Here is a 20,943-nt window from a genome sequence, read left to right on the forward strand (position 1 = left end):
GGGGGACCGGGCCGATGGTGCGGTCGGGACCGTTGGTGCCTGCCCCGTGCTCCTCGGGGTCCGGTCCGCTCAGGCGGTGCTCGAGGTCGGAGTGCGCGATCAGCGCCGGGTCGTGGGTGGCAGCTACGACAGCGCAGCCCTCCGCTCGTGCGGCATCCAGCAGCTCAACAACTGCCGTATGGCGTGCGGTGTCCAGGCCCACGGTGGGTTCGTCGAGCACCAGCAGGCGAGGCTTCTGGGCGAGGGCGGCGATGATCGCCAGGCGCCTCTGCTCCCCGCCGGAGAGGGTGTGGGGATTGGCCTGGGTGAGGTCGCTCAGGCCCGCTCGTTCCAGGAGCTGATCGGCGAGCTGCTCGTCGCGTGCCCAGGGGGGGCGAGCACCTCCTCGCGCACGCTGCCGGCGACGAACGAGTGCTCGGGGTTCTGGGGCACGAAGGCGATCTGCTCCGGCGCGGGCCGCTCCACGCTCCCGGCCGACGGGGCGGTCAGGCCGAGCAGCGTGCGCAGCAGCGTGGTCTTGCCGCTGCCGCTGGGGCCGGTGATCACGCTCAGCCGGCCGCCGTGCAGCTCGAGATCCAGATCCTCCAGGACCTTCCGGCCGCCCCGCTCCGCATCGATGCCCCGCAGAGCTGCGCGCACTGCGCCGGAGGGCTCCGCGGGGGCAGTACGGGTGGACGGGGTGGGGGAAGAGGTCATACCGGCTGCGGTCTCGTGCGGCGGGCCGTCGGCGATGATCCGTGCCTGCGCATCGAGGATGACCAGGCGATCCACGTGGTCCAGCCATGGTGCGAGCCGGTGCTCGGCGACCACCAGGGAGCGGCCTGCCGCGGCGGCCAGGATCGATTCGCGCACCGCGGCGGCGGTGACTTCATCGAGCATCGAGGTCGGCTCGTCCAGCAGCAGCGCCGAGGGATGCAGCGCGAGGGACCCCGCCAGGGCGAGGCGCTGCTGCTGCCCACCGGAGGCGTCCAGCGGGGCACGGCCCGATTCCAGGTCCACCAGCGCCGCGTCGAGCGCGGCGGTGGCGCGGGCCTGGATCTCCTCGCGCGGCAGAGCGGCGTTCTCCGGGCCGAAGGCAGCCTCCCGGCCGACGGTCGCGGCGACCAGGGCGTCCACGGGGTTCTGCAGCAGCAGGCCCCGCTCGCCGGGGCGGGCGGGGCCCGGGGCGCTGCCCGTCAGCTCCCCGGACTCCTCGTCCAGGAGGCCGGCCAGGGCCCGCAGCACGGTGGACTTCCCGCTGCCGCTGGCCCCGGCCAGCAGCACACGCTGCCCGGCAGGTATCTCCAGGTCGAGGTCGAGGACGGTGGGCTCGGCCCGCGAGTACGGATGCCAGGTGAGCCCCCGCAGGGACAGGTCCGTCACGCCCGGGCGTCGTCCCGGGCCGTGAGCTCAGTCCGTGAGCTGTCCGGCCCAGCCGATCCCGCGGAGGTCGCTGCGGCCCGTGCCTGCTGGGCGCGTTCCCTGCCCGCCGGCATCGCGTCCAGCGCGCCGGTCGCGGCCAGGGCACGGCTGGCCGCCCATCCCAGCACGCCGCACAGCAGCGCCCCGGAGAGCAGGAAGAAGCCGAGCATGGCGAAGGAGTAGGTCCAGCTCATCTCCTGGTAGTAGGCGAACTTCTCCCATCCCCACTCCAGCAGGGCCGAGAGCATTCCGCCCAGCATCGCCACCGGCAGCGTGAAGCGGCGGTAGCGGAAGGCCAGGAACGCCAGCTCCACGCCGCCGCCCTGCATCAGGCCGGAGATCGCGGTGCCCCAGCCCCACTGGCTGCCCAGCAGCATCGACAGCACGGCGGCGATCATCTCGGCCAGCAGCGCAGCGCCGGGCTTGCGCACGATCAATGCCGCCAGGATGGCCGGCAGGAACCAGATCCCGCCCAGCAGCCCCTCGGCGGGCTTGAATGCGGTGGTGAGCGGTCCGATCAGGGTGTACAGCTGGCCGTACCCCAGGAATGCGACGCCGAAGGCGGCGCCGATCGTCACAGTGACCAGCAGGTCCACGGTGCGGAAACGAGTCATCACTTCTCCTTCCTCGACGGAAGGGGCGCACAGCACCGGCGGTGCTCCGCGGAAAATCCCAACTCCCTACGCCGGTGCGAGCCGGATCAGGTTCGAGGGTCTGCGCTGGTTCGCGCACTCTCAGCACCCTGCGGTGCTCCCCTGTCAGTGGATGACAAGGATCGAGCTTACCCGTCCCCGCTGTCTCCTGCCGTGCTCTACGTCTCAGCGGCGTGCACGGATCGCCTGGTCGATGGCGTCGGCCGTCGCCCGGGGGTCCACCGGGGAGATGAGGTAGTGGCGCGAGCCGCGCCCGATGATCTCGACCATCGTGCCGGGCCCCGTGGCCAGGACACGGTACGGGGCACGCGCCACGTCGAGCGTAAAGATCTTCCGCTTGCCCACCGGGGTCAGCTCCTCGGGGCGGGGCGTGCTCACCGTGCTGCGACGCCAGCCGTAACCGCCCAGGGTCACCCCGGCGCGCGAGGACGGCAGCGTGCGCAGCTGCACGGTGCGGAAGTCCTCGAGCGGCCACGGCTTGCGGGGCAGGAACCCGCCCAGGCTCACCGTCAGGCCGTGCTCGTCGACGATGAAGCGCGTCCACTGACCCATCCAGGTCCACGCGGCGAGGGCCAGGAACAGCACCGCGATCACCAGCATCCCGGGCAGACCGGAGCGCTGGCTCATCACGGCGGCGAGCAGCGCACCGCCCAGCACGGTGATCCCGATCCGGGTCCAGCCGATCGAGGACGGGCGGGTGCGCCCCACGTAGAACGGGGGCTCGGGCCTCACCAGATCGTCACCCGCTCCTCAGGAGCGCGGTACATGGAGTCACCCTCGACCACACCGAAGGCGGTGTGGAACTCGTCGATGTGGCCCACCACGGTGTTGCAGCGGAACTCCATCGGGGCGTGGGGGTCCACGGCCAGGCGGCGGACGGCCTCCTGATCACGGTTCTTCCCGCGCCACACGGTCGCCCAGGACCAGAACACCCGCTGCAGGCCCGTGAAGCCATCGAGCTCGGCCTCGACCTGAGCGGCGTCATGGCTGGCCAGGTACGCCTTCACAGCGATCGAGAGGCCGCCCAGATCGCCGATGTTCTCGCCGATGGTCAGGGCGCCGTTGACGCGGTGGGAGTCGTCGAGGTCGCGAGGGGAGAGCTCGGAGTACTGCGCGATGAGCTGGGCGGCGCGGCCATCGAAGGCCTCACGGTCCTCCGGAGTCCACCAGGAGATCAGGTTGCCGTCGCCGTCGTACTTGGAGCCCTGGTCATCGAAGCCGTGACCGACCTCGTGGCCGATCACCGCACCGATCCCGCCGAAGTTCACGGCGTCATCGGCCTCCGCGTCGAAGAACGGGGGCTGCAGGATCGCGGCGGGGAACACGATCTCGTTGCGGCCGGGGTTGTAGTACGCGTTGACCGTCTGGGGGTCATGTGCCACTCGGCCTCGTCGATCGGCCCGCCGACCTTCGCGTACTCGAAGTCGGCATCGAAGCGACGGGAGGCGCGCGCGGTGGCCACCAGATCGCCGGGCACGATCTCGAAGCCCTCGTAGTCGCGCCACACCTCGGGGTAGCCGATCTTGGGGGTGAACTTCTCGAGCTTGGCGAGAGCCTTCTGGCGGGTGGCCGGGGTCATCCACGGCAGCCCCTGGATGGAATCACGGTAGGCGTCCATCAGCGCGTCGACCAGCTCGGTCATGCGCTCCTTGTGGGAGGCGGGGAAGTAGCGGGCGACGTACTCCCGCCCGACGGCGAAGCCGACCGTCCCCTCGACGAAGGCGACGCCACGCTTCCAGCGCTCACGCAGCTGCTCAGCGCCGGAGAGCACCCGACCGGAGAAGTCGAAGTTCTCCTCGACGAGCGCGGCGGGACCGTACGGGGCGTAGGAGGAGATCGCATGGACGGCGAGCCAGGTGCGCAGCACGGCGAGGTCCTCGCCGGCCAGCAGCTCGGCGGCGGCGGAGACGAACTCGGGCTGGCCCACCGAGACCACCTCGAAGGCGCGTGCCGGTGCGCCGGTGCCCTCGACGTAGGCGTCCCAGGGGAAGGCGGGTGCGAGGTCGCGGCGCTGGGCGGCGTCCATCGGGTTGTAGGACTTCTCGCGGTCGCGCAGCCGGACCACGTCCATGTGGCATCCGGCGAGACGGGTCTCGAAGTCCATCACCGCGCGGGCGAGGTCCTCGGCGTCTCCAGCGAGGAGGCCCTCGCGGCCGGGCAGCTCGGCGAGGCGGGCGAGGTTGCCCAGGTGGGCGACGTACGCCTCGCGGATCTCGGCGTAGTGGTCCTCGCGGTAGTAGGACTCATCAGGCAGGCCCAGGCCGCCCTGATGGATCTTGACCTGGTAGTTCGTGGAGTCCCGGTCGTCGGTCCAGACGTAGGACAGCAGCGCCGAGGCCCCCGAGTCGGGGGCGGCCATGGTGCGCACGATCGAGTCCAGATCGGTCGCGGCGGTGATGGTGCCCAGCAGCTCCTCGAGAACGCCGAGGCCGGCCTGCTCGATCGCCTCGGTGTCCATGAACATCCGGTAGAGCGCGCCCACCCTGCCATGGTCCGTGGCGGGGACCTGCTCGGCGCTCGCCGCCTGATCCGCGGCAGCTTCCTCGATGATCTCCCGCACCCGCTCCTCGGAGAGGTCGCGCAGGGCGTGGAAGGCGCCGTCGCTCGAGCGGTCGGCGGGCATCTCGTGCTCGCGCAGCCAGCGTCCGTTGACGTGCCCGAAGAGATCGTCCTGGAGGCGGACGGAGTCGTCGACCTGGTCGAGGGCGAGGCCCGAGGGGAGTGCGGCGGAAGTGGGGGCAGTGGTCATCATCGGCTCCTGCGAGGGGGTGGGGTGTCGAGTGGATCGGGCAGCCGCCTGCGCCGGGCGGCAGCAGGTCAGCGGAGTGTCAGAAGGCGATCAGCCCGAGGGAGGCCAGCACCAGCGTGAGCAGGCCCAGGGCGAACGGCGCGTAGGCCCAGGGGCTGCGGGACCGCTCGGCCGGAGCGCGGCGCTGCAGCACCAGGGTGGACAGGCCGGTGCCGATCGAGAGCACGGCCGTGCCGATCACCAGCACCGGGGAGAAGATCACCAGGATGGTGGCTCCGACCTGGAACATCACGGTGCCGGCCACGTCGAGCAGGCGCATGATCACGGTGGAGCGGGCCCCGACGCGCTGGGACAGCAGGGTCGAGATCGCTTCCTTGGACCAGTCGCCGGGGCGCGCGATCCGCTGTCGGGTGGTGACGGTCTGGGCGGTGGCGAGGAACAGCCACACCAGCGCGCATCCTGCACCGACCCATACGCCGAGCTCCGAGCTGATGTCCGCCGGCCACAGCAGCACCGCCACCAGCACGGCCGCGACGCGCAGCACCTCGTCCACGACGCTGCGCACCGCGAGCAGTCCCGGGTTCACCGCGAGCTGCTTGCGGGTGCGGGCGACGAAGAGGCTGGTCGCCACGAGCGAGATGAGCTGTGCGCCGCCGAGGGCGAACCCCAGCAGGAGCGGCAGCGGGCTCAGGGGTGCGAACGGCAGGATCGCCACGAGCAGCACCACGCCGAGCAGAGGGATCAGAAGTGCTTGGATCGACAGGCCCTTGACGAGATCCCGGACCAGGTCCGCGCCGGTGGGCGGATGGTCGTGGCCGGTGTGGTCGTGGGGGTCGTCGCAGTGCGGCGAGGCTGCCGCGGGAGTGTCGGTCATGGAGCTCCTTCTTGGTCCCCACCAGCGTAGCGGGGGCGGACGGAGGGCGGCTGATCGGCACCGATGTGGAACCATGGGGGCGTGACAACGGATGCGATGGACACCAGCGAGGCGGGCCTGTCGGCTGCACAGCGTCGGCGCGCTCTGGGCGCTGTCGTGGGGGCCGCTGCCGGTGACGCGCTGGGCGCTCCGTACGAGTTCCAGCCCCCTGTGCTCGACTCCGAGGAGATCGACATGATCGGGGGCGGTGTCCTGGGCTGGCAGCCGGGGAGTGGACCGATGACACCGCGATGGCGATCGTGGTCCTGGAGGCGTCGCTGGCCTCGGCCGGGGACCATGACCTGCGCATCGAGACTGCTCAGAACCATATTGCCCGCGAATGGTACTCGTGGTCGTTGGGCACCCCGGACATCGGCACCCTCACCTCGCAGGTGGTGCGCACCGCCGCGGATCTCGCACGCGAGGACGGCCATTACGCCCCGCGGGCCAAGGATTTCCGGGCCGCAGCGGCCTCGGCGCACGAGCAGCTGCCGGCCTCCGCCGGCAACGGTTCGCTGATGCGCGTGCACGCCTCGGTGCTGCCGTATCTGCTCTCGCCGGAGGCGCACGCGGTCGAGGCGATCGAAGCGGTGTGCCGCTTGACACACGTGCATCCGGACACGATCGAGGCCAGCATCCTCTGGGGTCTGGCCGTGCGGCACGCGATCCTCACCGGTGAGGTCGACGTGCGAGTGGGCCTGCCCCACCTTGCCGCACAGAGCCGCCAGCAGTGGATCGACCGGATCACGGAGGCCGAGGAATCGACGCCCGTGATGTTCCGCCGCAACGGCTGGGTGGTGGGTGCCTTCCAGGCCGCCTGGGCCGCGATCTCCGGCATCACCCCGATCCCGGAGGGGAAGTTCGACCAGCGCGACGCGCTGGTCGCGGCGATCGAGTCCGCGGCTCGCTCCGGTTACGACACCGACACGGTCGCCTGCATCACCGGTTCCCTGATCGGTGCCGCACTCGGATACAAGGCGGTGCCGCCGGAGTGGCGGCGGATGCTGTTCGGGTGGCCCGGCTATGAGCTCGGCGAGCTCAAGGGACTGGTCGAGCGCGTGATCGCGCCAATGGTCCACGAGAGCGGCGAGGGGAGCAGCGCGTGAAGACCGCGCGGGAGTCGGTGCCACCGCAGCGTGAGGGCTGGGATCTGCGGATCCTCGCCTGGAACCTGTGGGAGCTGCGCGGGGACCTGGCCGCAGCGATCGAGACGGTCCAGGGCCTGCAACCGGATGTGCTCCTGCTCCAGGAGGCCCCTCGATTCGTGCTTCCCACTGCCCGGCTGCGCTGGTTCGCCCGTCAGATCGATCGCCGGATCCTGGTCGGCGGCGCCGGCGGCCGCGGGCTCGCGATCCTCGCCACCGATCAGGTCGCCGCGCAGGTGATCCGGCGAGGGATGCACCCGGTCGCCCAGCAGGTGTCGGATCTGAACTCCACCTACCCGCGCGGTGTCGTGGCGGTGCGGCTCTCGGTGCCCGGCGGGGGCGCGGCGGTGGTCTCCTCGACCCACCTCGCGCTGCAGGAGGACAACCGGATGCGGCATGCGGAGCACCTGGCGGCGCTGGTGCGCGGGGCGGGGGCTCCAGTGATCGTGGGCGGGGACCTCAACGAAACGGCCGAGGGCAGCGCTCGGCGTTTCCTGGCCCCACTGCTCACCGACCCCGCCGAGCAGACCGAGCACACCTTCCCCGCCGTCTCCCCGAACCGGCGCATCGACGCGGTCCTGGTCACCGCCGGGGTGAAGGTGCGCAACGCCAGCGCCGTGCGGTGCACCGACAGGGTGGCCGAGGAGCGGCTGGGCGGAGCCTCCGATCACCTGCCGACCCTGCTGGACATCACGCTCTGAGCGCTGGCGCGCGGCTCAGCGCCGCAGTCGCAGTCCCGTCCGCAGGGCGACGACATCGTCCTGCCCGCCCACGTGGCGGATCGCGATGCCTCCGGGGGCGTCGCCGACGACGGTGAGCTGCGTGCGATAGGCATCCACCGCCTGGTGCACGGCCTCTGAGGTGCCGGGATGATCGCGCCACACGAATCCGTCGGCCGGCCCCGTGCTCGGCTCGTCCGTGACCACGCTCGCGACCTCCACCATCGGCACCCCGGCGCGGGAGCATGCCTCGGCTGTCACGTGATGGGCGCGGACATGGTCCGGATGCCCGTAGGTGCCCGCATCGTCGTAGCCGATCACGGCATCGGGCCGCAGCTGCTGGATCACGGTGGCCAGATCCTCGGCGGCCTGGTCGAGGGGGCGGCGGGTGAAGCTGTCAGGTCCCGCGGTCTCGGAGGGCCCGGCGAGGCCCTCGCGCACCCACTGCATGCCGGAGTCGCGGTAGCGGCGCGGTGCGGCGCCGGGGGCGAGCGCGGGGGCGGTGCCGAGCCAGTGCCGCTCCGTGATCCCGAGCGCGGCGGTGGCTGTGTCGATCTCGGTCTCGCGGATCTCCTCGAGCGGCCGTGGATCCTCAGCCGGGACCGCGCCGTCCACTATCTCTCCCTCCTCTCCGCGGGTGGCCGTCACCAGCACCACGCGCGTGCCCGCCGCGGTCAGGGAGGCGATCAGAGCCCCGGTCGAGAGGGACTCATCATCGGGGTGGGCGTGGACCGCGAGCACGGTCCGTGATGTCTCGAGCAGCTGCCAGGGGTCGGCGGGGGTGCTCATGCGGGGTCCTCCATCAGGCGTGCGTACTGCGCGGCGAGGGTTTCAGCGGTGGCCTCCCAGGTGCGCGTGGCAGCGAAATCGCGGGCGGAACGGACTGCCTCGTCGTACCGGTCGGCGTCGTGCAGCAGGGACTGCAGGGCCTCCGCCCAGACATCGGGGTCGCGGCTGTCCAGCACCAGCCCATCGGGGTCGACAGCTTCCTGCACTCCGCCCGCACAGCGCCAGGCGAGCACCGGGGTGCCGCTGGCCTGGGCTTCGAGTGCGACCAGACCGAAGGTCTCCGACCAGCTGGTCAGCAGCAGCGCTCCCGCACAGCGCATCGTCTCGGCGAGCTCGTCGCGGCCCAGGGAGCCGACGAAGTCCACCCGGTCCTCAATACCGAGATCGCGCGCCTGCTCGCGCAGCTGCTCGGCGTAGTCCGCGAAGTCCTGCGAGGTGCCGCCGGCGAGCAGCAGCCGGGCCTCGAGCGCCGGGTCCAGGTGCGCGAGCACCTCGAGGGCGAGATCAGGGCCTTTGAGAGGTTGCAGGCGCGCGGTGAACAGCAGGGTGGGGCGCTCACGTCGTTCGGCGACATCCGGGCAGGGGCGGAAGCGATCCACGTCCACTCCGGGACGGACCACTGTCAACCGGGCTCCTGGGACCCCATAGCGTTCACCGATCGTGCGCGCCTCGGCTTCGGAGACGGCGACCACGAGATCGGAGCCGGTCGCGGCGAACTGCTCGCCCGGGATGCGTCCCGCCGATTCGGCGGGCTCTCCCGCATCGAGCGTGCTGGAGCCCTCCGGCGCGGCCACGGAATGGAAGGACTGCAGGTGGGGAATGCCGAGCTCGCGTGCGAGGGGGAGCGCTGCGACCCCGCTGAACCAGTGATGGGAATGGATGAGGTCCCACCCTGATTCGGGGCTGTCGGGGTCGTCAGCAGCGGTGAGCACCTCGTGGAGCGCCTGACGGAAGGGGTGATCACCTGTTCCATGGCGCTCTTGGCGAGCGGCTCGGCCGGCCCGGCGTCGAGATGGAACAGCCGAACGCCCTCGGCGACCTCCACCACGCGCGGCGCCATCGGATCGCTGCGACGCGTGAACAGGTCCACGCGATGGCCGAGACGGGCGAGTGCGAGGGATTGCTCGAGCACCACGACGTTCATCCCGCCGGCGTCCGCACCTCCGGGCTCCTCGAGCGGAGAGGTGTGCAGGGAGACTGCGGCGATGCGCAAGGAGGTGGCCAGCATGCCCGCCATCCTAGGCGCGGAACCGGCGCCGGTTCCGCCTGTTGCGGGTCCGCGCGCCCTGGCGAGGCGGGATGGCACAGCGGCCCGCAGGAGGCGCAGGAGGGGCTCAGTGTTCGCCCGTGACGAAACTTCACGCGGCATGCGTCACGGGAAGTTGAAACGGGCACCAGCATCATGGAGCCTGAAATGCATGGAGACGGCGGAGAAAGTTGACTGGGCTGCGTTGAACGCCCATGCGGCGGGCCGCCCTGCCCGCCGCCTCGTGACAAAGGCGATCGCAGCGGCCGGCGGCTCACGCCAACCGGGCACCGTCCTCGACCTCGGAGCCGGCGCCGGAGCCGACTCCCTCCAGTTCGCGCGTCAGGGCTGGACCGTGCACGCCTATGACAGCGACGACACCCTCGCCGCACGCCTCGTGGAGAACGAGCGGATGAGCGGCTCGGTGCAGTTCCACCACACCGACATCGCGGACGTGCCGAGCTTCCCCGCAGCGCAGATCGTCTACTCCACCTACACGCTGGGCCTGCTGGGCCCGACCGCGCTGCCCGAGGTCTGGAAGAAGCTGGTCGCGGCCCTTCCCCGCGGAGGCGTGATGGCGGTGGACTTCTTCGGCACCAACGACTCCTGGGCCGAGCGCCCGGATGTGGCCACCCTGCCGCTCGAGCAGATCGACGCGATGTTCCGCGGCTTCCAGGTCATCGACCGCTCGGTGCGCGACGAGGACGGGCGTTTCCTGGCCGACAAGAAGCGCTGGCACGTCATCACCACCCTCGCCCGGAAGCTGCACTGAGCAGATCCCGGGCGGCGCTCGCCGCGTCCTTGGGCTGAGCTTCCCCAGCAGGCCCTACCGGCCCAGCAGCGTCAGCACCGCGGTCACCCGGCGGTGAACGCTCGCGCTCTCGCTCAGACCGAGCTTCGCGAACAGCCGCTGGGTGTGCTTCTCCACCGCGCCACCGCTGATGAACAGCCGCTGCGAGATCCCGGCGTTGGTCAGCCCCTCACCCATCAGCTCGAGCACCTCCCTCTCCCGCGGGGTGAGCTCGTCCAGCGGGGTGCGACGGCGGGAGGAGATCACCTGCCCCACCACATCCGGGTCGATCGCTACGCCTCCGGCGGCCACCCGCTCGATCGATTCCACGAACGAGCTGATGTCGAACACCCGATCCTTGAGCAGGTAGCCCGTCGCCTGCTCCCCGGACTCGATCAGCTCGGTCGCGTAACTGACCACGACGTACTGGCTCAGCAGCACGATCGGCGCCTGGGGCCAGCTGCGGCGGATCTCCTGCGCGGCGCGGAGCCCCTCGTCGGTGTGGCTCGGGGGCATACGGATGTCGGAGATGATCAGGTCGGGTCGCAGCTCGAGGGCTCGCACCACCAGTTCTGTGCCGGTCGCCGCGGTGCCGACCACCTCGTGATCCGCCTCCTCGAGCACGAGACGCAGGCCCTCTCGGATCAGCGCCGAGTCGTCAGCGATCAGGATGCGCACGGGATCACCGCCTCGACCCGGGTTCCGTGGCCGGCCGGCGACTGCACCGTGAACCGGCCCTCGAGCGAGGCGACCCGCCCCGCGAGCCCAGCCAGCCCGCCGCCGGTGCGCATTGCGGCGCCTCCGCGCCCGTCGTCCTCGATCCTCACCCGGGCATCATCCCCGACGCGGCCCACCTCGATGCGGATCTGCTCGGCCCCGGAATGCTTGGCGGCGTTGGTGAGCGATTCGGAGACGACGTAGTAGATGCCGATCTCCACGTGCTCGGGCAGGTCCAGCTGGGAGGTCTCGATGGTGGTGGGGACCGGGGAGATCGCGGCGAGCTCGGTGAGGGCGGCGGCCAGGCCGCGGTCCACCAGGATCGGCGGGGCGATACCGCGGGAGAGGCGGCGCAGATCATCGAGGGTCAGTCCCAGCTGCTCACGGGTCTCACGCAGCACGGTCATGGCCCGCTCGGGATCCTTCGCAGCGAGCGACTCGGCCCGGGCCAGGTCCATCGAGGCGCGCACCAGGCGCTGCTGGGGCCCGTCGTGCAGATCCCGCTCGAGGCGGCGCAGCGCGGTGGATTCGGCGGTGCGGCCCGCAGCCCGCGACTCCTCGGTGCGCGCGAGCCGCTGCTGCTCCTCGTAGCGGGAGCTCAGCAGCCCGCGTGCCACTCCTCGGTGCAGCGCGGTCAGTCCTCGCACCACGGGGCCGACGGTCAGCAGGAACAACAGTCCGATCATCATCTGGAGCACGATGTCGACTGGGAGCGCCAACGCTGCCGGAGCGCCGAGCAGCTCACCGAGACCGTTGTTCTGCGAGTCGGGGAGCACCTCGGCGAGGATCACGGCCGACACCGGCCCGCCGACGATCGCCAGCGCGCCGGCCGACCAGGCCAGGGCGAGGGGGAAGGTGATCAGCACCAGCAGGAAGTTCACCAGCACCCACAGCGTGTCCAGCCAATGCTGCGGATCGGTGAGGGGGTGCACCAGGCGGCGCATCCAGCCCGCCCCGGCGGGGACGGGTTTCGGTGCGGGGGTGGGCAGTGCGGTGCCCAGGATCGAGGACTGCAGTGCACGCTCGGCCATCGCGAAGCCGCGGGCGACGAGCACCCCCGCGACCAGGATCGGCAGCCCCACCCAGACCACGACCGTCGAGATGCCGGCGGCGAGCAGTCCGAGGACGAGGGAGAAGCCGATCGCGCCCAGCAGCAGGGCGATCAGCCCATAGGCGAGGAAGCGTCCGATCCGGGCGGCCCAGCGCCTCACGGACCAGCTTCGGGCGGGAGGAGTGTCGAGAGTCTGCGCCATGCTCATCGTGGTCATGTCCCTACTCTGGGGGCGCGGACGCGCTCGTACCATCCCGTCACCGGGTCACGCGATGTCGGGCTGGCCCGACTCTTCTGTCACTGCTGCTCGCAGAGCTCCTTGAGCTGGACGAGATCCTCGGCCACCGCGGCGGCGTCCTCGGCGAACTCCTGCTCGGACATCGTGCCGCGCCGCAGCGTGAACACCACCTCGCAGCGATCCTCGCCCAGGGGCAGCACCCGCAGCGGGTTGAGCACCGACTCGCCCGTGGGCAGCGTGACGGAGTGGTCCATGACCCCGTATTCGTTCTCGGGCACGAAGCTGACCAGCACCCGGCCCATCGGGGAGTTCATCGACCACTGGGACACTTCCCGCTGCACCTCGCTGCCGGCGAGACCCGCCGCCCAGTGGGGCAGGTTCCGCGGATCGCTCGCATACTCGTACACCGCGCGCCAGGGGCGGTCGATGACGATGTCGAGATGGTGGGAGGCCTTCGCGTCGTCGGTGGTCGGGCCCGTGGTCGTCGTGCTGTCGCTCATGACGGCGACGCTAGCAGGCGCCGCCGGGCGCATGGCCCGCGGCGCTCACACCGCAGGGTGGTGCTCAGCGGTGCCGTTGACCCGGCGACCCGCGGCATGCTGCGCCGTCAGCAGCAGCGCTTCCTCCCAACTGGTCGGGGCCAGGCCCTCGTCCATCGTGAGGATGCCCGGCCTCAGCTCGCAGGGGCGGTACCAGAGGTCGGCGATGCCGTGCAGCTCGCGGGCGAGGGTGCTGACGCCGGACAGGGCCTTCAGGGCGAGGCGCGGGATCGTCCACGGAGTGCGGACCCTCTGCCCGAGAAGACCGGAGGCCGCGACGATCAGCTCCGACTGCGTGCGCGCCGGGGCCGACGGGGCGTGCAGCACCGCATCTCCGCTCGGTGCCAGACGCTCGGCATGCCTGGCCGCGTGGAGCATCGCAGCAGCCAGATCGGGGATGAAAGTCAGGGAGTGAGGGACCGACGGATCACCCATCACGATCGCTCGAGAGCCTGCGCTGATCCTTTCGAGGAGCATCCCGCACACCACCGCGGCCCCGGTGCCGATCGCCGTGGGGCCGAGGAGATCGGAGGCGACGAGGCTCAGCGTGCGTGCCGGGGCTGCGCGACGCTGCGCGAGCAATGCCTCGCGCACCTCGCCTTTGGCATCCCGTGGGGTGGGGGCGGCGCCCTCGGCGAGGTTGATCGCCTCACCCTGGAAGCCATAGAGCGATTCGGGGAACACGACGGGGATCCCCCGCTCGGCGGCTGCATCGAGCACGGCCCGCTCCCTGATCGGCAGCTCCCGCGCCCATAGGCGCGCGTCGTAGGGGGCGTGGAAGCAGGCGTGGACGGCATCGGCCTGGGCGAGGGCGTCCGTGAGGGCAGCGTGATCGAGCACGTCGCCGCTGACTCGCCGGATCCCCGAGGAGGGCTCCACCGCGGTGCGCCGCAGCACGGTCACCGTGTCCCCGTCCGTGAGGGCGAGGTCGATGAGCGCGCGGCCGATCTGTCCTTCTCCGATGATGAGGTGATGCATGACTGCCTCCAAAGAGTGAGCACTGCTCTCGATCCTGGGGTTAGTGAACACCACCCCTGCGGTCGAGTCAAGAGCAGTGCTCTCGCTCTTGTGGGAGCATGGCCGTATGAACTCCGAGCCAGACTCCTGCCCCGCCGGTCCGCGAGCCCAGGCGCGAGAGCGGACCCTGCGCCGCATCGTCGAGCTCGGCAACGCCCAGCTGCTCGAGCAGGGTGCGGCCGAGCTCAGCGTGCGTGAGATCGCGCGCGGCCTCGGCATGGTCTCCTCGGCGATCTACCGGTACGTGGCAAGCCGGGACGAGCTGCTCACCCTGCTGATCGTGGACGCCTACGGCAGCCTGGCCGACGCCGTGGACGCTGCTCTGGCGGGGGCAGGGGAGGACCCGCGTGAGCGCTTCCTCGCCCTCGGGTCAGCGCTCACGACATGGGCGGTCGCCCACCCGGAACGGTGGACGCTGCTCTACGGCACGCCGGTGCGCGGCTACTCCGCCCCGTCGGCGATGACCAACACGGCGGGCACCCGGGTCATCGGAAGGGTGCTCGAGATCGCGGCCGCTGTCGATGCCCAGGAAGCCGGTGCGCGCGACCAGCAGACCGGGCCGGACGTTCCGCCGGAGGTCGCCGCACTGGTCGCAGACACTCTGCACGAATTCGGAGTCGAAGCGCGGACCGCCACCGCGCTGCGTGCGGTCACCGCCTGGAGCAGCATGATCGGCGTGATCAGCGCCCACGTGTTCGGTCAGCTCGGCCCGGAGGCGAACACGGTCGGGGAGGCCGTGCTCGCCGCCCAGATCGAGCACCTCGCCCAGCTCGCCGCCCCGGCCTGACTGCCGGGTCTCAGCCCTGCTCAGCACTGCTCCGCCCCGCTTAGCGCGTCCAGCGCGGCCCGTGCGACGGCATCGAGGGTTGACGGCTCGCGCAGCAGTGCTCCGTCAGCCGATGGCGTCACGACCACCCAGCGGACGCTGCCCCGGCGGCGCATCCGGCCGATCTCGACGCTTCCCCGGGCCTGCAGCGGGATCACCAGAGCACCGCTCGGGCCGACCAGCATCCGATGCGCGAGGTCCGGGCGGCGCTCCAGCAGCAGGGCACGGATCGCCTCCCGCTCGCCCAGGGCGGTGCCGCCCGAGGAGGGGTGGGTGAGAGTCGGACCCGAGAAGACCATGCCGCGAATCTAAGGAGGTGGTGCGACAGCCGAGCCGGTTCCTCTGAACCGCGGGCGGCGTGCAGCGTTGCGCCGACCCCCTACGGCACCACGGTGCTGTTCAGCGCCCGCGTCCAGAGCGCCTGGTGAGCGGCGACGTGATCCGAGACCCTGCGCCAGTGCGCGCCGTGCCCGCCGGTGAACATCGACCCCCAGGGCTCCCGACCACTCTCGTGCGACTGCTGCAGCAGCTCGTACATCGCCTCGGTGCGCTCGGCCATCGCCGCTGGCAGCCGGTCACGCAGGTTGGCATCGGCACCGTAGCCGTCGACGAAGGCTCCTAGATGCGCCGCGGCGAGCTCCGACGGGGCCTCGGCATCGTTGAGCGTGAAGGCCTGCGCCGAGTACGCGAGATCCCACAGCCGGGTGCTGGGCGCCGCGCCGTCCCAGTCGATGAACACCCAGCGCTCGCCGAGCACCAGGTTCCACGGGGCCAGGTCGCCGTGGCAGATCAGATCGGCCTTCCCCTCGGGCACCGGCAGCAGCGGCTCCCAGGCGGTGGGGGCCGACGGGGTGAATCCCTCGCAGGCATCGTGGATCGATCGGACCATCCGGCCGACGCGCGCGAGCTCCGGCGGCGTGAGCGCGGGGGAGTCCATCGCGAGACGCCCCGGAACGAACTCGAGGATCTGCCGACCCTGCTCGTCGCGGCCCAGTGGGGCCGGCACGTCGATCCCGGCCGCAGCGACCGTGCGCATCAGCTCATGGACGGCAGGTGTCGTCCGCACCCAGGGCTTGCGCACGGTGTCGCCCACGCGCACCACCCCGTCGCTCGCATTGCCGCCCTCGAGCGGCTGCTCGTCCTGGATGCTCATGCGCTCACGGTAGCCGGGCCGTAGGGACCCCGGGCGTGCCGCCCTGAACCGAGGATCCGAGCCCCATGCAGCGCTCACCGCGTTGCGACGCTGAGCGTTGCCCGGGCTCCGAAACCCCGTGAGTAGGCTGGGACACATGAGCGAGCGGACAGCGGACGGCAGCGCGGGCGATGCGGACTACGGCGCGATCGGCTCCTCCTACTCGCGTTACCGACGCCCCGACCCGCGCATCGCCGCGTTGATCACGGATGCGCTCGGGGACGCGCGCACGGTGCTGAACGTCGGCGCGGGCGCGGGATCGTACGAGCCCGAGGACCGGGAGGTCACCGCGGTCGAGCCCTCGGCGGCCATGCGTGCGCAGCGTCCGGCGCATCTGGCTCCGGCCGTGGACGCCACGGCCGAGCAGCTGCCCTTCGGTGATGACTCGTTCCGATGCCGCCATGACCACCTTCAGCGTGCACCAATGGCAGGACCTTGCCGCTGGGTTGAGAGAGCTGCGGCGGGTGAGTCGCGGTCCCGTCGTGATTCTGACCTGCGACCCGGCACGGGTCGAGGACTTCTGGGTGCACGAGTACGCCCCCGAGGTGCTCGCCACCGAGGCGCGCCGCTATCCCTCGCTCGATGCTCTCGCCGAGGGGCTGGGCGGCCGCGTGACCAGCCGTGCGGTGGCGATCCCGCAGGCCTCCACGGACGGTTTCACCGAGGCCTACTACGGACGGCCGGAGCGTCTGCTTGATGCGGAGGCGCAGCTCGCCTGCTCGGCCTGGAGCCTCGTGGACGCCCAGGTGATCGATCGATTCACCCGGCAGCTCACCGCGGACCTCCTCGACGGGAGCTGGGATGCGGCGCACGGCGCCCTGCGCATCCGGCCGCAGTACGAGGGCTCGCTCGTCCTCGTGGTCTCGGAGCCCTGAGATGAGCCAGCGCGCCCCGATCCTGATACTGCTGGGCGGCGCTCCGGGCAGCGGGAAATCCACCCTCGCCGCCCTGCTCGCCGCGGAGCGGCCCCTGGCCCTCGCCCTGGACATCGACGTGATCAAGCACGCCCTGGGCGGCTGGGACGAGGAACTGACCCGTTCCGGACTCCAGGCGCGCAGGCTCGCCACAGCGATGATCGGGCAGCATCTGGCCGACGGCCATGACGTGGTGCTCGGCCAGTACTTCGCACGCACCCCCTTCCTCGAGGAGCTCGAGCAGCTCGCGGCCGAGCACGGGGCCGGCTTCGTGGAGGCCGTGCTGATCCTCGACGAGCAGACGCTCGCCCAGCGGCTGCAGGGACGACGGGATCGCCCGGACCGGCCGGAGCAGGCCCGCAACGACCGCTTCGTCGGCCCGGACGACGCCGGAGAGCTGGTCCGCTCGATCGAGGATGTACTCGCGCTGAGACCCACGGCCCGACGCGTCGACGCGAGCGGGAACATCGCGGAAACGCTCGCTTCTCTGCGAGCGCTGCAGGGTCCTTGAATCCGTGGACGCACATCCAGGAGCGCTGCCGTGCAGAGTCACTCGGCCGACGGCGGCGTCGGCGCTATCCTGTGTGGATGGGCCCGATCACGTCGAGAACGGCGCAGGCGCGCAGGCCGCTTGGAGTCATTTCCTTCATCGTAGGCATCCTCGCGGCTGCGCTCTCAGTGGGAGGCCAGTTGCTCGCGGCGAGGAAGCACGCGACGGACTGGAACGCCGGGCACCCCATGGCAGATCAACCCCTGGTGCATGCACTGTCGGTCACGCCAGGCCTGATTCTGTCGATCCTGGCATTCGTGATCGGCTGCTATGCACTCTGGGGCTCCCGAGAACATCGCGGATTCGCTCTCTGTGGGGTTTCTCTGGGGGTTATCGCAGTCGCTCTCACTGCGGTGGATCTTCCCGGCAGCATGGCCTTTCGCTATTGGTATGCGCCTCTGTGGGAGGACGTCTGAGGTCGCTGTGAGCATGCATGCTCGTGGCCCGCATTGTTCTCGCGGGGGCTGTCAGCGCGCCGGCCAGCTCCCGCGGATGGCTCAGCGCCACGCAGTGACAGCCGGGGATCTCCTCCGCCTCGAGGCCCAGCCGTTCCCGGGTGACCCGCCGCAGGAACTCCACGGGAAAGAACCGGTCATCGGTGCACACCAGGACGCGGGTGGGGATGCGTGGCTGCTCCTCGAGCGGCCAGGGCTCGGCGGAGGAGGCCCCGGTGAGGACATGGTGCCCGCGTTCCCGCAGCACGTCGGCCACCAGATGCCAGGACCAGCCCACGTCCCCGGCCCCGTGGATGAGCGCGAACGTGGAAGCGGCCACGCGAGGACTCTCAGTCCCCGAGGATCGCGCCGGTGGACGCTGACTTCACGAGCTTGACGTACTTGCCCAGCACACCCTTGGTGAACTTCGGCGGCAGCGGCTCCCAGCCCTCGCGGCGCTTGGCGAGCTCCGCCTCGTCGACCAGCAGATCCAGCGCGCCGGTGGAGACGTCCAGGCGGATCCGGTCGCCGTCGCGCACGAAGGCGATCGGTCCGGCGTCCACCGCCTCCGGAGCGATATGGCCCACGCACAGCCCGGTGGTGCCACCGGAGAAGCGGCCGTCGGTCATCAGCAGCACGTCCTTGCCGAGCCCCGCGCCCTTGATCGCCCCGGTGATCGCGAGCATCTCGCGCATGCCGGGACCGCCCTTGGGGCCTTCGTAACGGATCACCACCACGTCGCCGTGGGTGATGGTGCCGTCGTTCAGGGCGTCCAGAGCGTGCTGCTCCCGTTCGAACACGCGGGCGGTGCCCTCGAAGACGTCGTCCTCGAAGCCGGCGGACTTCACCACCGCGCCCTCAGGGGCGAGCGAGCCCTTCAGTATCGTGATGCCGCCGGTCGGGGCGATCGGAGCGCTCGCCGGGCGCAGCACCGTGCCGTCGGCCGGGCGGGGCGCGAGAACCTCGAGGTTCTCAGCGATCGTGGAACCGGTGACGGTGAGACAGTCACCGTCCAGCAGGCCTTCGTCCAGCAGGGTCTTCATAACCACCTGGATCCCGCCCACATGGTCCACGTCGTTCATCACGTAGCGGCCGTAGGGCTTCAGATCCGCGAGGTGAGGGACCTTCGCACCGATGCGGGCGAAGTCGTCGAGCGTCAGGTCGACCTCCGCCTCGTGGGCGATCGCCAGCAGGTGCAGCACCGCGTTGGTGGAGCCGCCGAAGGCCTGCACCACCGCGATCGCGTTCTCGAAAGCGGCCTTGGTCATGATGTCGCGGGAGGTGATGCCGGCACGGAGCATGCTCACCACGGCCTCGCCCGCGCGGCGTGCATCCGCATCGCGGCGACGATCGGCCGACGGCGGCGTGGCAGAGCCCGGGATCGACATGCCGATCGCCTCGGCGACCGTGGCCATGGTGTTCGCGGTGTAGAAACCGCCGCAGGCACCCTCGCCCGGGCAGATGGAGCGCTCGATGCGGCCCACGTCCTCACGGCTCATCAACCCGCGGGCGCAGGCGCCGATCGCCTCGAACCCGTCGATGATGGTGACGTCCTTCTCCGCGCCGTCCTCGAGGGTGACGCGGCCCGGCATGATCGTGCCCGCGTAGACGAACACGCTGGCCAGATCCAGGCGAGCCGCCGCCATCAGCATGCCCGGAAGGGACTTGTCGCAGCCGGCCAGCAGCACCGACCCGTCGAGCCGCTCGGCGCTCATCACCGTCTCCACGCTGTCGGCGATCAGGTCGCGGGAGACCAGTGAATAGTGCATCCCGTCGTGCCCCATCGAGATGCCGTCGGAGACGGAGATGGTGCCGAACTGCAGCGGATAGCCGCCGCCTGAGTGCACACCCTCTTTGGAGGCCCGGGCGAGCCGGTCGAGCGACAGGTTGCAGGGGGTGATCTCGTTCCAGGAGCTCGCGATCCCGATCTGGGGCTTGCCCCAGTCCTCATCGCCCATCCCGACCGCGCGCAGCATCCCGCGCGAGACGGTCGCGCCCAGGCCGTCGGTGACCTGACGGCTGCGGGGCTTGATGTCCGGGCCGGTGCCCGGGGCGGCAGAAGCGGCGGTCGAAGGATCGGTGAAGGCGGCGTCGGCGTCCATACCTTCGACTGTACGGGTCGCATCGGCCCCAGCCCACCCTTTGTGCACTCTGGCCGCCAGAGGTACCGGTACCGAAGACCCTGCCCACCGAGATCCTGTACCGAGGATCCATGGCGGCCCGCCGCTGCCGAGGATAGGTTCGATATGGCCGCCGACCAGGGCGTTCACCGCCGTCGCTGATCGTGGCCGCGGCTCCCTCCCCACTCTCCTCGAGGTCACCATGAAGACGCATCTCCTGCTGTCCAGGCTCTCCACCGGCGCTGCTGCGCTCGCCCTGCTCGCCGTCCCCTCCCTCGCCCACGCCGACACCGCCCCCGAGCCCGGGGCCTCGACGGTCAGCGCCACCGTCGGGCAGCCCGCACCCGCCTCCGCGCCCGCGGGTTCCTGGCTCGCCGAGACCCCCACCACGATCGACGAGACCGCGCTTGCGGAGCTCGAGATCGCCGAACCCGGAGCCGGCTCCGACTACGACCGCGACGCCTTCGGGACAGCTTGGGCCGACGTCGACGAGAACGGCTGCGGCACTCGCGACGACATCCTCGCCCGCGACATGACCGAGGAGACCTTCGGCGACGAGGAGGAATGCGAGGTGCGCACCGGCACCCTCGAAGACCCGTACTCGGGCGAGACCATCGACTTCGACAAGTCCGAGGGCTCCTACCAGATCGATATCGACCACCTCATCCCGCTCGGCGCCGCCTGGGAGGCCGGAGCGGACGAGTGGACCGACGGGGAGCGGCTCGCCTATGCCAACGATCCGGCAGTGCTGCTGGCCGTCAACGCAGGCGACAACCGCTCCAAGAGCGACGCCACCATCGGGGAGTGGATGCCCGACAACGAAGCCATCTCCTGCCAGTACGGCGCGCAGTGGGTCGAGGTCTCCGTCGAGTACGAGCTATCCGTCTCCGAGGAGGACCACCAGGTGCTCAGCGACCTGGCCGAGGAGTGCGCCTGAGCC

20 protein-coding genes, 3 pseudogenes and 1 riboswitch are annotated in these 20,943 nt (G+C 70.9%); of the genes and pseudogenes, 7 read left to right on the forward strand and 16 right to left on the reverse strand.

The genetic code is table 11. The annotated features are described in order from the left end of the window. Nucleotides 1–126: 126 nt before the first annotated feature. From H3H54_RS07125 to H3H54_RS07145, 5 genes and pseudogenes are all read right to left on the reverse strand, one after another. A pseudogene (locus tag H3H54_RS07125) lies at nt 127–1,362 on the reverse strand (ATP-binding cassette domain-containing protein); the annotation flags it as partial. After that, on the reverse strand, nt 1,359–2,015 hold the full coding sequence (locus H3H54_RS07130; RefSeq protein ID WP_262426063.1) for an ECF transporter S component: 657 nt from the start codon (nt 2,013–2,015) through the stop codon (nt 1,359–1,361). The pseudogene H3H54_RS07125 and the gene H3H54_RS07130, both read right to left, overlap by 4 nt. A gap of 46 nt (nt 2,016–2,061) precedes the next feature. Beyond that, nucleotides 2,062–2,168: riboswitch (TPP riboswitch) on the reverse strand. Nucleotides 2,169–2,219: 51 nt separating this feature from the next. Next, nucleotides 2,220–2,786: a hypothetical protein gene (locus H3H54_RS07135; RefSeq protein WP_262426064.1), complete on the reverse strand. Its 567-nt coding sequence runs from the start codon at nt 2,784–2,786 to the stop codon at nt 2,220–2,222. Further along, nucleotides 2,783–4,803, reverse strand: a pseudogene (locus tag H3H54_RS07140) (M13 family metallopeptidase). Before H3H54_RS07140 ends, H3H54_RS07135 begins: the two are co-directional and overlap by 4 nt. A 79-nt stretch (nt 4,804–4,882) precedes the next feature. Further along, complete coding sequence (locus tag H3H54_RS07145; RefSeq protein ID WP_262426065.1) at nt 4,883–5,677, reverse strand: hypothetical protein; 795 nt, start codon at nt 5,675–5,677, stop codon at nt 4,883–4,885. 290 nt (nt 5,678–5,967) lie between these two features. Between H3H54_RS07145 and H3H54_RS07150 the strand changes: the two genes are divergently transcribed. After that, on the forward strand, nt 5,968–6,822 hold the full coding sequence (locus tag H3H54_RS07150) for an ADP-ribosylglycohydrolase family protein (protein ID WP_262426066.1): 855 nt from the start codon (nt 5,968–5,970) through the stop codon (nt 6,820–6,822). Further along, nucleotides 6,819–7,562, forward strand: a complete 744-nt coding sequence (locus H3H54_RS07155; RefSeq protein ID WP_262426067.1) for an endonuclease/exonuclease/phosphatase family protein — start codon at nt 6,819–6,821, stop codon at nt 7,560–7,562. The genes H3H54_RS07150 and H3H54_RS07155 overlap by 4 nt, the downstream gene beginning before the upstream one ends. Before the next feature lie 15 nt (nt 7,563–7,577). On the opposite strand, the gene H3H54_RS07160 is transcribed toward H3H54_RS07155, so the two are convergent. The 3 genes and pseudogenes from H3H54_RS07160 to H3H54_RS18790 form a co-directional block, all read right to left on the reverse strand. Beyond that, on the reverse strand, nt 7,578–8,369 hold the full coding sequence (locus H3H54_RS07160) for a PIG-L deacetylase family protein (RefSeq protein ID WP_262426068.1): 792 nt from the start codon (nt 8,367–8,369) through the stop codon (nt 7,578–7,580). Beyond that, nucleotides 8,366–9,301: a glycosyltransferase gene (locus H3H54_RS18785; RefSeq protein WP_395963555.1), complete on the reverse strand. Its 936-nt coding sequence runs from the start codon at nt 9,299–9,301 to the stop codon at nt 8,366–8,368. Before H3H54_RS18785 ends, H3H54_RS07160 begins: the two co-directional genes overlap by 4 nt. A 113-nt stretch (nt 9,302–9,414) precedes the next feature. After that, nucleotides 9,415–9,738 (reverse strand): annotated as a pseudogene (locus H3H54_RS18790) (hypothetical protein); the annotation flags it as partial. Between the two features lie 49 nt (nt 9,739–9,787). Between H3H54_RS18790 and H3H54_RS07180 the strand changes: the two are divergent. Then, complete coding sequence (locus H3H54_RS07180; RefSeq protein WP_262426069.1) at nt 9,788–10,387, forward strand: trans-aconitate 2-methyltransferase; 600 nt, start codon at nt 9,788–9,790, stop codon at nt 10,385–10,387. Nucleotides 10,388–10,441: 54 nt separating this feature from the next. On the opposite strand, the gene H3H54_RS07185 is transcribed toward H3H54_RS07180, so the two are convergent. From H3H54_RS07185 to H3H54_RS07200, 4 genes are all read right to left on the reverse strand, one after another. Next, the gene (locus H3H54_RS07185; protein WP_262426070.1) at nt 10,442–11,083 is read right to left on the reverse strand and encodes a response regulator transcription factor; all 642 of its coding nucleotides are present in this window, start codon (nt 11,081–11,083) and stop codon (nt 10,442–10,444) included. Beyond that, complete coding sequence (locus H3H54_RS07190; RefSeq protein WP_262426071.1) at nt 11,071–12,390, reverse strand: sensor histidine kinase; 1,320 nt, start codon at nt 12,388–12,390, stop codon at nt 11,071–11,073. The genes H3H54_RS07185 and H3H54_RS07190 overlap by 13 nt, the downstream gene beginning before the upstream one ends. A gap of 80 nt (nt 12,391–12,470) precedes the next feature. Beyond that, nucleotides 12,471–12,911 carry an SRPBCC family protein gene (locus tag H3H54_RS07195; RefSeq protein ID WP_262426072.1) on the reverse strand — a complete coding sequence of 147 codons (441 nt, stop codon included), beginning with the start codon at nt 12,909–12,911 and terminating at the stop codon, nt 12,471–12,473. Between the two features lie 45 nt (nt 12,912–12,956). Next, nucleotides 12,957–13,928, reverse strand: coding sequence for an NAD-dependent epimerase/dehydratase family protein (locus tag H3H54_RS07200; RefSeq protein ID WP_262426073.1), 972 nt, complete (start codon nt 13,926–13,928; stop codon nt 12,957–12,959). A gap of 106 nt (nt 13,929–14,034) precedes the next feature. Between H3H54_RS07200 and H3H54_RS07205 the strand changes: the two genes are divergently transcribed. Beyond that, nucleotides 14,035–14,754, forward strand: coding sequence for a TetR/AcrR family transcriptional regulator (locus H3H54_RS07205; protein WP_262426074.1), 720 nt, complete (start codon nt 14,035–14,037; stop codon nt 14,752–14,754). A 20-nt stretch (nt 14,755–14,774) separates the two neighbouring features. Here H3H54_RS07205 and H3H54_RS07210 read toward each other — a convergent pair whose 3' ends face one another. Together H3H54_RS07210 and H3H54_RS07215 are read right to left on the reverse strand one after the other, a co-directional pair. Next, entirely contained in the window at nt 14,775–15,092 is a 318-nt protein-coding gene (locus H3H54_RS07210) for a hypothetical protein (RefSeq protein WP_262426075.1), read from the reverse strand. Between the two features lie 80 nt (nt 15,093–15,172). Further along, the gene (locus H3H54_RS07215; protein ID WP_262426076.1) at nt 15,173–15,946 is read right to left on the reverse strand and encodes a phosphotransferase; all 774 of its coding nucleotides are present in this window, start codon (nt 15,944–15,946) and stop codon (nt 15,173–15,175) included. A gap of 440 nt (nt 15,947–16,386) precedes the next feature. Here H3H54_RS07215 and H3H54_RS07220 point away from each other — a divergent pair, with 440 nt between their 5' ends. Both H3H54_RS07220 and H3H54_RS07225 read left to right on the forward strand, forming a co-directional pair. Further along, complete coding sequence (locus tag H3H54_RS07220; protein WP_262426077.1) at nt 16,387–16,860, forward strand: hypothetical protein; 474 nt, start codon at nt 16,387–16,389, stop codon at nt 16,858–16,860. Nucleotide 16,861: 1 nt separating this feature from the next. Further along, on the forward strand, nt 16,862–17,410 hold the full coding sequence (locus H3H54_RS07225) for an ATP-binding protein (RefSeq protein WP_262426078.1): 549 nt from the start codon (nt 16,862–16,864) through the stop codon (nt 17,408–17,410). A gap of 384 nt (nt 17,411–17,794) precedes the next feature. Here H3H54_RS07225 and H3H54_RS07230 read toward each other — a convergent pair whose 3' ends face one another. Together H3H54_RS07230 and ilvD are read right to left on the reverse strand one after the other, a co-directional pair. Further along, nucleotides 17,795–18,223: an alpha/beta fold hydrolase gene (locus tag H3H54_RS07230; protein WP_262426079.1), complete on the reverse strand. Its 429-nt coding sequence runs from the start codon at nt 18,221–18,223 to the stop codon at nt 17,795–17,797. A 10-nt stretch (nt 18,224–18,233) separates the two neighbouring features. Continuing rightward, entirely contained in the window at nt 18,234–19,985 is a 1,752-nt protein-coding gene (gene ilvD / locus H3H54_RS07235; protein WP_262426080.1) for a dihydroxy-acid dehydratase, read from the reverse strand. 220 nt (nt 19,986–20,205) lie between these two features. On the opposite strand from ilvD, the gene H3H54_RS07240 reads away from it, so the two are divergent. Beyond that, nucleotides 20,206–20,940: an HNH endonuclease family protein gene (locus H3H54_RS07240; RefSeq protein WP_262426081.1), complete on the forward strand. Its 735-nt coding sequence runs from the start codon at nt 20,206–20,208 to the stop codon at nt 20,938–20,940. Nucleotides 20,941–20,943 lie beyond the last annotated feature (3 nt).

Source organism: Brachybacterium sp. Z12, from assembly GCF_014400405.1.
Taxonomy (GTDB): Bacteria; Actinomycetota; Actinomycetes; order Actinomycetales; family Dermabacteraceae; genus Brachybacterium.